Source organism: Inhella sp. (assembly GCF_027532025.1).
In the GTDB taxonomy this organism is placed as follows: domain Bacteria; phylum Pseudomonadota; class Gammaproteobacteria; order Burkholderiales; family Burkholderiaceae_C; genus Inhella.
This window is the reverse complement of sequence record NZ_JAPZSY010000022.1, coordinates 39,279-52,607: the sequence shown is the minus strand read 5'-3', so window position 1 is coordinate 52,607 and position 13,329 is coordinate 39,279. Positions and strand designations below refer to the sequence as shown.

At 69.8% G+C, this 13,329-nt stretch carries 10 protein-coding genes; 4 read left to right on the top strand and 6 right to left on the bottom strand.

Annotated elements, in window-relative coordinates; genetic code table 11:
* Positions 1 to 211: 211 nt before the first annotated feature.
* Together O9335_RS04620 and O9335_RS04615 are read left to right on the top strand one after the other, a co-directional pair.
* Positions 212 to 2,050, top strand: coding sequence for a 2-oxoacid:acceptor oxidoreductase subunit alpha (locus O9335_RS04620; RefSeq protein ID WP_298384218.1), 1,839 nt, complete (start codon positions 212 to 214; stop codon positions 2,048 to 2,050).
* Complete coding sequence (locus tag O9335_RS04615) at positions 2,047 to 3,093, top strand: 2-oxoacid:ferredoxin oxidoreductase subunit beta (protein WP_298384215.1); 1,047 nt, start codon at positions 2,047 to 2,049, stop codon at positions 3,091 to 3,093. Before O9335_RS04620 ends, O9335_RS04615 begins: the two co-directional genes overlap by 4 nt.
* Positions 3,094 to 3,108: 15 nt before the next feature.
* On the opposite strand, the gene O9335_RS04610 is transcribed toward O9335_RS04615, so the two are convergent.
* Positions 3,109 to 3,324 (bottom strand): hypothetical protein, encoded by a 216-nt coding sequence (locus O9335_RS04610; RefSeq protein WP_298384212.1) that lies wholly within the window; start codon positions 3,322 to 3,324, stop codon positions 3,109 to 3,111.
* 180 nt (positions 3,325 to 3,504) lie between these two features.
* Here O9335_RS04610 and O9335_RS04605 point away from each other — a divergent pair, with 180 nt between their 5' ends.
* Complete coding sequence (locus O9335_RS04605) at positions 3,505 to 5,421, top strand: bifunctional diguanylate cyclase/phosphodiesterase (protein WP_298384209.1); 1,917 nt, start codon at positions 3,505 to 3,507, stop codon at positions 5,419 to 5,421.
* Positions 5,422 to 5,436: 15 nt separating this feature from the next.
* On the opposite strand, the gene O9335_RS04600 is transcribed toward O9335_RS04605, so the two are convergent.
* The 3 genes from O9335_RS04600 to O9335_RS04590 all read right to left on the bottom strand — a co-directional run bounded on the left by O9335_RS04600 (position 5,437) and on the right by O9335_RS04590 (position 9,481).
* Positions 5,437 to 5,817 carry a hypothetical protein gene (locus O9335_RS04600; RefSeq protein WP_298384206.1) on the bottom strand — a complete coding sequence of 127 codons (381 nt, stop codon included), beginning with the start codon at positions 5,815 to 5,817 and terminating at the stop codon, positions 5,437 to 5,439.
* Positions 5,818 to 5,944: 127 nt separating this feature from the next.
* Positions 5,945 to 8,407, bottom strand: a complete 2,463-nt coding sequence (locus O9335_RS04595; protein ID WP_298384203.1) for an EAL domain-containing protein — start codon at positions 8,405 to 8,407, stop codon at positions 5,945 to 5,947.
* A 90-nt stretch (positions 8,408 to 8,497) separates the two neighbouring features.
* Positions 8,498 to 9,481 carry an ABC transporter substrate-binding protein gene (locus O9335_RS04590; RefSeq protein ID WP_298384201.1) on the bottom strand — a complete coding sequence of 328 codons (984 nt, stop codon included), beginning with the start codon at positions 9,479 to 9,481 and terminating at the stop codon, positions 8,498 to 8,500.
* 147 nt (positions 9,482 to 9,628) lie between these two features.
* On the opposite strand from O9335_RS04590, the gene O9335_RS04585 reads away from it, so the two are divergent.
* Complete coding sequence (locus O9335_RS04585; RefSeq protein WP_298384199.1) at positions 9,629 to 10,423, top strand: hypothetical protein; 795 nt, start codon at positions 9,629 to 9,631, stop codon at positions 10,421 to 10,423.
* On the opposite strand, the gene O9335_RS04580 is transcribed toward O9335_RS04585, so the two are convergent.
* The gene (locus O9335_RS04580; RefSeq protein ID WP_298384196.1) at positions 10,407 to 11,021 is read right to left on the bottom strand and encodes a redoxin domain-containing protein; all 615 of its coding nucleotides are present in this window, start codon (positions 11,019 to 11,021) and stop codon (positions 10,407 to 10,409) included. The genes O9335_RS04585 and O9335_RS04580 overlap by 17 nt on opposite strands.
* Positions 11,022 to 11,083: 62 nt before the next feature.
* Positions 11,084 to 13,231: a protein-disulfide reductase DsbD gene (locus O9335_RS04575; protein WP_298384193.1), complete on the bottom strand. Its 2,148-nt coding sequence runs from the start codon at positions 13,229 to 13,231 to the stop codon at positions 11,084 to 11,086.
* Between the last annotated feature and the right edge of the window lie 98 nt (positions 13,232 to 13,329).

The following is a 13,329-nucleotide window of genomic DNA, read 5'->3' as shown; positions in this document are numbered from 1 at the left end:
CAATCCCGCAGCCCCCCGGAACGAGCAGCGCAGGGAACCCCAGCCGAAGGCTGGGGCGCTGGAGCCGGGGCGGCGCTTTTGGTTCCTTTTGGCAAGACAAAAGGAACTCCGGGTGCAGGGCGGACAGCGCCTGCGGGCTGCCCCGAGGCACGCGCCCAAGCGACCCTGGACGCGCAGTCGCTCCGCGCACTCACGCAAAGGAAACCCAACGATGAGCCGCATCGAATCCACCAACGACTTCGTCATCAAGTTCGCCAACGTCAATGGCAGCGGCAGCGCCAGCGCCAACGAGCTGTTGGCGCGCGCCATCTTGCGCATGGGCGTGCCGGTCAGCCCGAGCAACATCTTCCCCAGCAACATCCAAGGCATGCCCACCTGGTACGAGCTGCGCGTGTGCGAGCAAGGTTGGTTGGGCCGACGGGGCGGCATCGACCTGATGGTGGCCATGAACCCGCAGACCTGGGACGCCGACGTGGCCGAACTCGAGCCCGGCGGTTACCTGTTCTACGACAGCACCAAGCCCTTGCCACCGGGCAGCTTGCGCGACGACATCACCGCCATCGGCATGCCGGCCACGGCGATCTGCAACGCCACGTACGAGGACCCGCGCCAGCGCACGCTGTTCAAGAACATCCTCGTGCTGGGCGCGCTGGCCGAGCTGATGCAGGTCGAGCTGCCCGTCATCGAAACCCTGTTCGCCGAGCAGTACAAGGGCAAGGAGAAGCTGCTGGACGGCAACGTGCAGGCGCTGCGCGCCGGCGCGGCCTTCGCGCGCGAGCACCTCGCGCAGCAAGGCTTGGGCCTGCGCGTGCAACGCGCCGACGCCGTGGGCGACCGCATCTTTGCCGAGGGCAATGCCGCGACGGCGCTCGGCATGGTCTACGGCGGCGCCACCGTGTGCGCCTGGTACCCGATCACGCCGTCCACCTCGGTGGCCGAGGCCTTCCAGGCTTACTGCAAACAGTTCCGCACCGACCCCGAGACGGGCGAAGTCCGGGCCGCCATCGTGCAGGCCGAGGACGAGATCGCCGCCATCGGCATGATCCTGGGCGCGGGCTGGAACGGCGCGCGCGCCTTCACCGCCACCAGCGGCCCCGGCATCAGCCTGATGCAGGAGTTCCTGGGCTTCGCCTACTTCGCCGAGGTGCCGCTGACCATCGTCAACGTGCAGCGCGGTGGGCCCAGCACCGGCATGCCCACGCGCACCCAGCAGGCCGACCTGCTGGCCTGCGCCTACGCCAGCCACGGCGACACGCAGCACGTGCTGCTGTTCCCCGAAGACCCGGCCGAGCTGTTCGAGTTCGCCGCCACGGCGCTGGACCTGGCCGACCGCCTGCAAACGCCGGTGATCGTGATGAGCGAGCTGGACATCGGCATGAACCAGCGCCTGTGCCGCCCCTTCCACTGGGACGACGCGCGCCGCTACGACCGCGGCAAGGTGCTGACCCGCGAGGATTTGGACGCCGGTCGCAAGCTCGAGCGCTACAAGGACGTGGACGGCGACGCCCTGGCCTGGCGCACGCTGCCGGGCACGCACCCCAGCAAGGGCGCCTACTTCACGCGCGGCAGCACGCACAACGCGCTGGCCGTGTACAGCGAGCGCGGCGACGACTACCGCTACATCGCCGACCGCCTGCAGCGCAAGATGGTCACGGCCGCACAGCTGGCGCCGCAGCCCGCTGTGCGCGCCGCCGCGAACACCACGCACGCCACGCGCCTGGCCGTCGTCTACTTCGGCAGCACGGCCCCGGCCATGGACGAGGCCTTGCACGAACTGGCCCAAGAAGGCCTGCACCTGGACGCGCTGCGCGTGCGCGCCTTCCCCTTCGCCGCGTCGGTGGGCGAGTTCATCGCGGCGCACGACACGGTGTTCGTCGTCGAGCAAAACCGCGATGGCCAACTGCGCACCCTGCTGGTGAACCAGCTGGAGATCGACCCCAAGAAGCTGCGCAAGCTGCTGCACTTCGACGGCACGCCGATCACCGCGCGCTTCATCCGCGACGCCATCACGCAATCGGTGCACCAAGCTGCCGTCGGGAGCCCCGCATGACCTACATCGCCAAGCCCACGCTGCACCACCCCACGCTCACCAAGAACAAGGTGGGCTACACGCGGCGCGACTACGAGGGCCGCATCAGCACCCTGTGCGCTGGCTGCGGGCACGACAGCATCAGCGCCGCCATCGTGCAAGCCTGCTGGCAGATGGACATCGAGCCGCACCGCGTGGCCAAGATGAGCGGCATCGGTTGCAGCAGCAAAACGCCCGACTACTTTTTGAGCGCCAGCCACGGCCTCAACAGCGTGCACGGCCGCATGCCCAGCGTGCTGACCGGCGCCAGCCTGGCCAACCGCGAGCTGCTGTACCTGGGCGTGAGCGGCGACGGCGACTCCGCCTCCATCGGCCTGGGGCAGTTCGCCCACGCCATGCGCCGCGGCGTGCCCATGGTCTACATCGTGGAGAACAACGGCGTGTACGGCCTCACCAAGGGCCAGTTCAGCCCCACGGCCGATGCCGGCAGCCGCAGCAAGAAGGGCGCGACCAACACCGACGTGGCCATCGACCTCGTGAGCCTGGCCCTGCAGCTGGGCGCCAGCTACGTGGCCCGCGGCTTCAGCGGCGACAAGGCGCAGCTGGTGCCGCTCATCCAGGGCGCCCTGCAGCATGGGGGCGCCGCCTTCATCGACGTGGTGAGCCCCTGCGTGGCCTTCAACAACCACGCCGGCAGCACGCGCAGCTACGACCACGTGCGCGAGCACAACGCCGCGCTCAACCGCATCGACTTCATCGACCTGGCCGAGGCCCCCACCGGCGACGCGGCGGTGATGGACGTGCCCCAGGCCGACGGCAGCCTGCTGCGCCTGCGCAAACTGCAAGCGGATCACGACCCGCGCGACCGCCTGAGCGCCATGACGACCGTGCAACGCCTGCAGGCCCAGGGCGAGCTGCCCACGGGCCTGATCTACGTGAACCCCGAGCCGCGCACCCTGCACCAGCAAATGAAGCTGCCCGCGGGCGCGCTGAACCGCTTGGACGAGGCCGCGCTGTGCCCGGGCGCCGAGGCGCTGGCCCGCCTCAACGACGGGCTGCGCTGAAACCGGCGGCGGCGCCTAACCGAAGGCGAGCTGCCACAGCCCCACGATGACATGGCCCCAAATCAAGATGTTCAGGGTGGCCAGCGTGAAAACGCGCGTGTAGGCCCACAGGGTCTTGGCCCGGTCCAAGCAGCCGTCTTCCCCGGTGAAGACGAACATCGCGAAGTAGAACGCCGCCGGCAAAAAGGTGCCGACGATGAGGATCGCCATGGTCCAGTAGAAAAAGCCCATTCGGCTATTGTGCTGGGCGCCCGCCCTCCCCAGGTCCTGGGGGGAACCAGGGGAGCCGGGCCAATCGCTCGGGACTTCCCCAGGGGGTGACAGGGGCAACGCCAGTTACAACGCCTGGCTTTTTCGCCGCACCGCCCCCTGCCCGCCCTTCCGCCCCGCCGTGTTGCGTGGGGTTGCCCGATGTTCGCGTCCCCCGCTTTCCTGACCCGCCCCCGAGCGGCCCTCTGGCTGGTGGGCGGCGCCTGGGTGGTCGCCACGGTCGCGGCCCTGTGGGTCGAAGCTGCTGCGCTGCGCGGCGCGGCCATGCTGGGGCTGGCGGCGGTCTTGGGGCTGGTCGCATGGTCCACCCGGCACGCGTGGTGGACGCACCGGAGCCTGAAGCGCGCTCAGCACGCCCGCTGGCGGATGGAGGCCGAGGTGTTCAACCATGCCCGCGAGGGCATCGTGATCTCCGACCCCCTGGGCCGCATCGTGGACGTCAACGCCGCGTTCGAGCGCCTGTGCGGTCACCCCCGAGACCAGCTCGTGGGCCGCTCGTTCCATGGGCTGGATTCGGGCCAGCATCCCCCCGCCTTCTTCGAGCACCAGTGGGCCGAGCTGCAAGCCACCGGCACCTGGCAGGGCGAGGTCTGGAGCCGCCATGCCGGCGGCCACCTGTACGCCACGCAGCAAACCATCACGGCCGTTCGCGACGCCGAAGGCCGCGTGACGCAATTCGTCAGCCTGATCAGCGACATCACCCGACTCAAAGAGCAGGAGCAGCGGCTGGAGCACAACGCGCACCACGACGCCCTCACCGGCCTGCCCAACCGAGCCCTGCTGGCCGACCGCCTGCGCCAAGCGCTGGCCCTGGCCACCCGTCGCGGCATGCGCCTGGCGGTGGCCTACCTGGACCTGGACGGTTTCAAGGCCGTGAACGACACCCACGGCCACGAGGTGGGCGACCGCCTGCTGGTGGGCCTGGCCGGCCGCATGCAGCAGGTCTTGCGCGAAGGCGACACGCTGGCGCGGCTGGGCGGCGATGAGTTCGTCGTCGTGCTGCAAGACCTGCCCGACGCTGCGGCCCTGGAACCCCTGCTGATCCAACTGCTGTGGGCGGCCTCGGTGCCCTACGACGTGGGCGCGCTCACCTTGCAGGTGTCGGCCAGCCTGGGCGTCACCCTGTACCCGCAAGACGAAGAGGTGGACTGCGACCAACTGCTGCGCCAAGCCGACCAAGCCATGTACGCCGCCAAGCTGCAAGGCAAGAACCGCTTCGTGGTGTTCGACAACGAGCGCGACCGCGAGATGCGCGGTCACATCGCCAACGTCGAGGGCCTGCGCCAAGCCCTGGGTCGACACGAGATGGTGCTGCACTACCAGCCGCAGGTGAACCTGCGCACCGGCCACGTGGTGGGCCTGGAGGCCCTGGTGCGTTGGCAGCACCCCGAGCGGGGCCTGCTGGCGCCGGCCGAGTTCCTGCCGGCCCTGCAAGATCACCCCCTCGAGTGCAGCCTGGGGCAGTGGGTGCTCGAATCCGTCATCGCGCAGCGCGCCGCCTGGGCGAACGAGGGCCTGAACCTGCCCATCAGCGTGAACATCAGCGCGCGCCACCTGCAGCAGCCGAACTTCATCGACCAGGTCGAGCACATCCTGCGCAGCCATCCGCAAGTCAGCGCGAGCGATCTTGTGCTCGAAGTGCTCGAGTCCAGCGCCTTGGAAGACCTGCTGGGCGTCAGCCGCACGATGACCGACGGCGCCCAGCGCGGCTTTCGCTTCGCGCTCGACGACTTCGGCGCCGGCTACGCCTCACTGACCTACCTGCGCCGCCTGCCGGTGGCCAAGCTCAAGATCGACCAAAGCTTCGTGCGCAACCTGCTGGACGACCCGGACGACCTCGCCATCCTGCAAGGCATCGTCGGGCTGGCGCAAGCCTTCGGACGCGAGGTCGTGGCCGAGGGCGTCGAAACCGAGGCCCACGGCAGCGCGCTGCTGTGGCTGGGCTGCGAGGTGGGCCAGGGCTTTGGCATCGCCCACCCCATGCCGGCCGAAGCCGTGGTGGATTGGGTGCAGCAGTGGCGCGCCCCGCGCGCTTGGTGGACCAACGCGCCGGATTGAGGGCGTGCGTGCGGCTCAGGTCGGCGTGGGCACGCCGGCCATGCGGTCGTGCTTGACGAAGGCCTGACGCGCCAGGGCCACCAGTTGCTTGTCGCTCGGGTGATCCACGGTTTGGTAGCCCACGATGTGGGCGGCGAGTGCGGGTCGGTGCTGGCTCACGTAGTGCTTGAAGTCGGACTGCGCGGTGCGCGAGCCCGTCACCAGCACCTCGGCGATGCCGGCCAGCGCATCGCACACCTCGCTGAAAAACTCATGCTCGGTGCGCACCGCGCTGCCATGCTGCTTGGTGTGGTGGGTGTGCGCTTTGACGCGCTCGGCCAGCACGTGCTCGGCATCGAACTGCAGCACCCGGGCTTGGTGGTGGTCGAGCCACAACACCGCGTGAAAGAGGGACATGGAAGGCTCCTGACTGAGGTTCACGGACAGGGCTCCATGGTGGAACGCCTGAGGCCCGGACGCCTTGACGAGGCGCAAAGCCGACGCCGACACCCCTCCCCCTGGAAACGGCCAAAGACCGGCGCGATCAAGTCACCCAGCGCTGCCACCAAACCGCTTCGGGCTCGGGCCGCGCGAAAAAGTAGCCTTGCAGCCGCACCTGTGGCGCCAAGCCGGCGAACAACGCCACCTGCTGCGCCGTCTCGATGCCTTCGGCTACCACCTCGAGGTTCATGTGGTGGGCCACGGCCAGGATGGTGCTGATGAGGGCCACCGAGTCGGCATCGCCCACGGCGTCTTGCACGAAGCTGCGGTCGATCTTGAGCTCGTGGATGGGCAGGCGCTTGAGGTGCGCCAGCGAGGAGTAGCCGGTGCCGAAGTCGTCCATGGAGAAACAAATGCCCAACTCGCCCAGGCTGTGCATCTTGTCGATGACCTCGGTGAGGTTCTCGATCACCAAGGTTTCGGTCACTTCCAGCATCAGGTCCTCGGGCAGGGCCCGCTGGCGCAGCAGGCAGGCCTGCAACCAGCTGACGAAGTCGGGCGAATGAAAGTGCAGCGGGCTGATGTTGACGGCGATGCGCGTGGGGCGGCCGGCCTCGCGCAAGCGCCGCGTCAGGTCGGCCACTTGGCCGAGCATCCAGCGGTCGAGATCGACGATCAATCCGCTGTCTTCGGCCACGGGAATGAACTCGCCCGGGGCCACGAGGCCGTGTTGGGGGCGCTGCCAGCGCACCAGGGCCTCGGCGGCCACCAAGCGGCCACGAACGTCCACCTGGGGTTGCAAGAACAAACGCAGCTGCTGCGCGGGAATGGCCTCGCGCAGGGCCTGCTCCACATGGAATTGCTGCCGAGCCGCGTCGCCCATGCCCTCGTCAAAAAAGGCCACCCGCTGCACGCTGGCGCGCTTGGCGCGGTGCAACGCGGTGTCGGCCCGGCGCATGACGTCGCTGAAGTGGTCGTGCGGACCGCTGGGCATCAGGGCGATGCCCACGCTCACCCGCAACTCCATGCTGTGCTCGTTCACGTGCATCGGTTGCTGCAGCGCGCGCAGGGTCGCGTGGGCCAACCGCAAGGCTTGCGCACCGGTTTCGGCCGCGTCGCGCCCCCGCTCGTCGTCCAGCAGCAGCACGAACTCGTCGGCCCCGAGGTGCATGACCGAGGCGGCGTGCAGGGGCAAGGTCTGCAAGCGGCGAGCGGCCTCGCGCAGCACCTCGTCGCCGACCGCGCGCCCCAGGGCGTCGTTGATGGCATGGAAGCGGTCGAGGTTCACGATGAGCAAGGCCGCGGGCTCTGCCGCCGTGACGCGCTTGAGCAGTTGCGCCACGCGGTCGCTCAGCAGATGGCGGTTGGGCAGTCCCGTCAGGCCGTCGTAGTAGGACAGGCGGTGGATGGCCTGTTCGGCAAGCCGGCTGTCGGTGACATCGCGCCAGATGGCGGCGATGAAGCGCTGCCCGTGCACCTCGATGCCACGCCCGCTCATCTGCACCTCACGCACACCGCCGTCCCGGTGGCGGTGTTGGGTGTCGAAGCGCACCGGCTGCTCGCCGCACATGGCCGCCAGGCGCAGGGCCTGGCTGGCGGCATCCGCATCGGCTTCGATGTCGGCCATGCACAGCGCGGTGAACTCGGCCCGCGTGTAGCCCAGGTTGCGAGGGGCCGAGTCGTTGAACTCCACGAAACGGCCAGTGCCTGGGTCCACCACGGCAAAGCTGTCGCTGGATTGCTCCACCACCGCGGAGAACAAGGCTTGCCGTTCCAGCAAGGCACGGTCCTGCAGCACGCGCTCGGTCACGTCTTGCACGATGCCCACGGTGCTCTGGGCCGGTCCGCTGTCGCCGTCGAAGTGCTGCCCGTGCTCCTGCACATGCCGGACGTCGCCATCGAGCCGCAGGATGCGGTGCTGGCTGCGATAGGGCGCGCCGTCTCGGCGCGAGGCCTCGAAGCACGCCTGCACCCGGGGGCGGTCATCGGGATGCACGCGCTCCAGGAAGTCGGCGTAAGCCGGAGAAGTCGAGCCGGTGTCCGTCCCAATAATCCGGTGCGCTTGTTCCGACCACGTCAACGTCCGGTGGTGGTGGTCCAACTCCCACGAGCCCTGCTTGGCAATGCGTTCGGCCTGACGCAGCCGTGACAGGCTGCGCTCCAGCTCGTCTTGCAGGTTGAGTTGGTCCGTCAGGTCGCGGGCGATGCCCAGCACCCCCACCAGTCGCCCCTGGGCATCGCGCATGGGCGTCTTGATCGTTTGCAGATGCTCTTCGTGGCCATCGCTGGCGAAGCGCAGGGTTTCGATGAGCACTTGGGTGCGATCGGCGGCGATGGCGGCCTGGTCGTGCAAGCGAAAGAAAGCAGCCCGCTCCGGCGGCACGAAGTCGTCGTCGGTCTTGCCCACGATCTCCGCTTCGGGCGCCCCGTACAGGGCCTCGAATCGGGTGTTGCACGCGAGGTAGACCCCATTCGGGTCCTTGATCCAGACCAGGTCGGGCAAGGCCTGAACCAGGCTCCGAAAGAAGTCGGGCAAGGAGGCGCGAATCGCATCGGCATCTGACATGAACCCTCCTGGCGGCCCCGGGGGGCCGGCGACACAGTCCGTCGGCTGAGCGTAGCGCTCAGCGACCGACTCGCCGCCACCGAAGGCGCCTCAACCCGTGAATCGTTCGCTGACCGCCCGGTTCAGCGCCACCTCGCCGGGCTTGTACAGCCCGGCCTTCACCATGTCTTGCAAGAACGCCTCCACCCGGGCCACTCGCAACCGGCCCAGGGTCGCCACGTCGCCCACCAGGCCCTGGCCCACCATCAGCGCATGGCTGGCCAGCAATTCGGCCTGCTTCATCTCGGGGTTGTCCTGGCGCATGCGGGCATCGGCCGCGGCGCGCTGGGCCGGGCTGCCCGTGATGTAGGCCTTCCAGCCGGCGATGCTGGCGTCGACGAAGCGCTGCACCAGGTCGGGCTGTTGCGCGACGGTGGCGGCACGGGCGTCGATCAGGGTGCTGTAGCTGCGCCAGCCGTGGTCGGCGATGAGGTGCACCACGGGGTCGAAGCCGCCTTGCTCCTTCACATAGATCGGCTCGGCCACCGAGTAAGCCTGCTGGATGCTGCGCCGGTCGGCCAAGAACGGACCCAGGGTGTAGTGGTAGGGGCGCAGCGCCTCGTCGCGAAAACCGTGCGCCTGCTTGAGCCATTGCCAGGTGGTGAACTGCAGGTCCTTGGCGATCCAGGCGCGCGGCGCCTTGGCCAGGGCCTCGAACTTGTCGAAGCCTTGGCCGGGGTGGGCGATCAGGGCCTGCGGGTCTTTCTGGAACAGCGCCGCCACGCTGAGCGTGGGCACGCCCATCTTGGCGTTGTCGAAGGCATGCAGCAGGTTGCCCGTCATCAAGAAGTCCACCTTGCCGGCCGGCAACAAGGGGCGGTTGTTGACCTGCGGCCCACCCTGCCGGATCTCCACCGCCAGCCCGGCCTTGGCGTAGCTGCCATCGACCAGCGCTTGGTAGAAGCCACCGTGCGCGGCCTGCGCCCGCCAGTTGGTGGCAAACACGACCTTTTGCGGGGCGCTCAGCCCTTGGGCGCGGATGAAGGCGGGGGCGGCCAGGGCCCCGGTGGCGAGGAGGGTGCGACGCTTGAGCATGGCGGCATTGCACCACCTTCCGGCAGGGGGAAGGGTGCCGGTGCGGGCGACCCGCGGTATCGAGCGGTGCGCCCGCGCCGCACCAGCCTTGCCAGGGCGCGGGGCGGCGCGCACGATGCGCGCCGTTGCCACCCCGTCGAGACCCCGATGACCCCCTCCCACCGCTGGTTCACTGCCCTGGCCCTCCTGCTGCTCGCTCTGGCTGTGTTGGCCCTCGCCCTGGGTGAGCCCCTGACCGCGCGCTGGCTCGCTCACCTGAACGAACACGGGCACGCCCACTTGCATCCCCATGGACACCCGTTTGCCGATGCCCGCTGCTTTTTGGGCATTCCCAACACGGCCGACACCCTCAGCAACGCCGTGTTCTTGTTGCCAGGCCTGCTCGGCCTGTGGGCCTTGCGCCGTCGGCCGGCCATGGCCCCCGGGCTGCACGCCGGACTGTGGGTGTTCTTCTTGGGCTTGCTGCTGACGGCGGTGGGCTCCTCCGTCTACCACTGGACCCCCAGCGGCGCCACCCTGGCCCTGGACCGCGCCGGCATGGCCGTGGCGTTTGCGGGGCTGCTGACGGCGGCCACGGCCGACCGTTTGAGCCCCGCCGGCGCGGCCTGGATGCTGCGACTGAGCCTGCCCCTGGCCCTGCTGGCCGCCACACTGCCCGCCTTGAGCGGCAATGTGCTGCCCTGGCTCGTGGTGCAGGGCGGGGGCGTGCTCTGGGTGCTGGCACTGGCCCTCGGCAGCCGGCCCAGGCCCGATGGCATCGCCATCAGCCTCGGCGCGGTGGTGGCCTGGTACGCCGTGGCCAAGGTGCTGGAGGGCGCCGACAGCGCCGTGTTTGCCGCCACCGGCGACTGGGTGAGCGGCCACACGCTCAAGCACGTGGCCGCGGCTGGGGCGGCTTGGCCGGTGGTGGCCGCCGTGCGACGGGTCAGCTCGCGTACTTGATGCTGCACCCGTAGGGCGTGGTGCTGGGCTTGCTGACGGCTTGGCCGGCCTTGAGCTCGCCCAAGGCCTGCGTCACGAAGTTGGTGGCGCCGGGGATGTCGGCGGGGTTGGCACTGGGCTTGCTGTCGATGGCGCCGTTGTAGACGACCTGCCCAGCTGGGTTCACGATGAACAGGTGGGGCGTGGTCTTGGCGCCCCAGGCTTTGCCCACGGTGCCGGCATCGTCCAGCAGCAGGGTGCTGGCGGCTTTCTGCTCGGTCATCCAGGCGGCCAACTCGGCCGGCTTCTTGTGGTCCTTGTGGCTGGCGGCGGTGCTGCTCACGGTGAGCCACACCACGCCCTGCGCCGCGGCGGCCTTTTGCGTGGCCTGCATGTTGCCGCTGCCGTAGTGCTTGACGACGAAGGGGCAGCCGGGGTTCACCCACTCCAGCACCACGGTTTTGCCCTTGAAGTCGGCCAGCGCCACGGGTTTGCCGCTGGCGTCCACGGCCTGCAAGGCCGGCGCGGCTTGCCCCACCACGGCTTGGGCGTGCAGGGCACCTGCAGCGAACAGCGCGGCGGCGGCGAACAGGGTGCGGCGGGCGAGACGATCGGTCATGGGCAACTCCAAAAACAAGGGTGAGGGGCGAATCAAATCAGCAAGTCGCCAACCCTGTGGCGTCAGGGGTTGAGCGTGGCGGCCAGGCTGCTGCGCACGCCATCGGCGCTCAGGATTTCGGGCAGCAGCACGGGCTCGGTGGCGCCGGGCTTGTACAGGGCGTACACCGGCACGCCGCTGCGCCCCAGGCGACGCAACTCGGCGGTGATGGTGGCGTCGCGCAGCGTCCAGTCGGCGCGCATCAGCACCACGCCACGCTGCGCAAAGTCGGCCAGCACCGCCGCGTCGGCGAGGGCGTTGCGCTTGTTGTACTGGCAGCTGATGCACCAAGCGGCCGTGAAATCGACGAACACCGGCTGGCCCGCGGCCAGGGTTTGCGCCTGTGCCTCGGGGCTCCAGGCCTGCCAGCCGCTGGCTTGGGGCGAAGGGGCCGACACCGTCGCTCCCTCGGGCTGGTGCAGCGACGGAGCGGCCCACACGCCGGCGGCGCCCAGCACCACCGCCGCGCTGACGCGCCAACCCCAGCCGCCTTGCGTCCAGGCCCAAACCGCATAGGCCATGCCCAGCAGCAGCACCAGCAGCGCCACCGCGCCATCGATGCCCGTTTGCTGGCCCAGCACCCACACCAACCACAGCACCGTGGCCAGCATCGGGAAGGCCAGCAGGGTGCGCACGCGCGCCATCCAGGCGCCGGGGCGCGGCAGCAGGCGGGCCAGGGCCGGCACGAAGGCGATCAGCGCGTAGGGCGCCGCCATGCCCAGCCCCAAGCTGGCAAACACCGACAGCGCTTGCCACGCCGGCAGGGCCAGCGCTGCGCCCAGGGCCGCGCCCATGAAGGGCGCCGTGCAGGGCGAGGCGATGGCCACGCTGAGCACGCCGGTGGCGGCTTGATCCAGCCAGGGGCGCTCGGCCCGCCAGCCGGCCACGTGCCCGGGCAGGGCCAGCGCCACCTCGAACACACCGAACAGGTTGAGGGCGATGAGGGTGAACAAGGCCGCCATGGCGGCCACCACCCACGGCGTTTGCAGCTGGAAGCCCCAGCCGATCTGCTCGCCACCGGCGCGCAGTGCCAGCAGCAGACCGGCCAAGGCCACGAAGCTGATCACCACGCCCAGCGTGTAGGCGATGGCCCCGCCCCGGCGGTGGGGGGCGTCGTCTTGCACCAAGGAAAACGCCTTGAGCGACAAGACCGGGAACACACACGGCATCAGGTTCAAGAGCAGGCCCCCGACGAAAGCCAGCCCCAGGGCGAGGCCAAAGCCCGCCCCGGCCGCAGCCGCGCTGGCACCGTCGGCCTCGGGTTGCGCCTTGGCCGCCGCGGCGGTGGCAGGCGTGTCAAACGTCACCGCCGGGGCGGGGCCTGGCGTCCAGCCCTGGGCCAGGGCCACGGGCAGGGCCACGGCGCGTTCGCCCTGGCGCAACACGGCGCTCAGGGCGGCCGGGCTTTCGCTGCGCACGGGCGACAGCGGCACGCTGAGCCACAGGGTCTCGCCCTCCCAGCGCTGGCCAGCCGGGGCCGCATGCTCGATGACCCCCGCCTCGCCCGCGAAGTAGCTCACCCGCTGGCCGCGCCAGTCGGCGGGCAGGCCGGGCACCTGCATCACCAAGGCCTGGCGGCCGTCTTGCTCGGCGACCTGCGCCTTCGCGCTCAAACCGGGCACCGTGGCCGGTTGCGCAGCGCGCGACTGCGCGAAGGCTGCGGCATGGGCGGTCAGCGGCTTGCCCGTGGGCAAGGTGATGGAGAACTGCCCTTCCTCGGGGATGCACACGTCCTTGCAGACCAGCCACTGGGCCTGCAAATCGATCTTCAGCGGCCCGGCGGGCAAGGGGTCGGGGAGCGACACGGCCACCGGCAACAGCAGCTTGCCCTCGAAGCCGTAGTTCACCATCGGGCCCAGCGGCAGCTTGTGCGGCGCCGGCCACTGGATGTCGCCTGCCGTGAGCCCCCCGGGCAGGGTCCAGTTCAAGGTGGTGGGCAGGCCGGAGTCGCCCGGGTTCTTCCAGTAGGTGTGCCAGTGCGGCGCGTGCTCGATCTCCAGGCCCAGCCACAGGGTCTTGCCCGGGGCCACGCCCTCGGGCGCGTGCGCCAGCAGCCGGGCTGCGGCTTGCAAGGACTTGACCGGGGCGGATTGCTCCTGCGCGGGGGCCAGGGCGCTGGCGCCCAGGAGCACGAGGGCCAGGGCCCAGCGGGTGAAGGCGTGGAAGGTCATGGGGCAGAGAACCGATTCGGGGGGCGCAGCGCGCCCAGGCGCCGAACTTTAGGTGGGGATGAGTCGGCCTGACGGTCGTCAGGCTTACAACGGTGCAC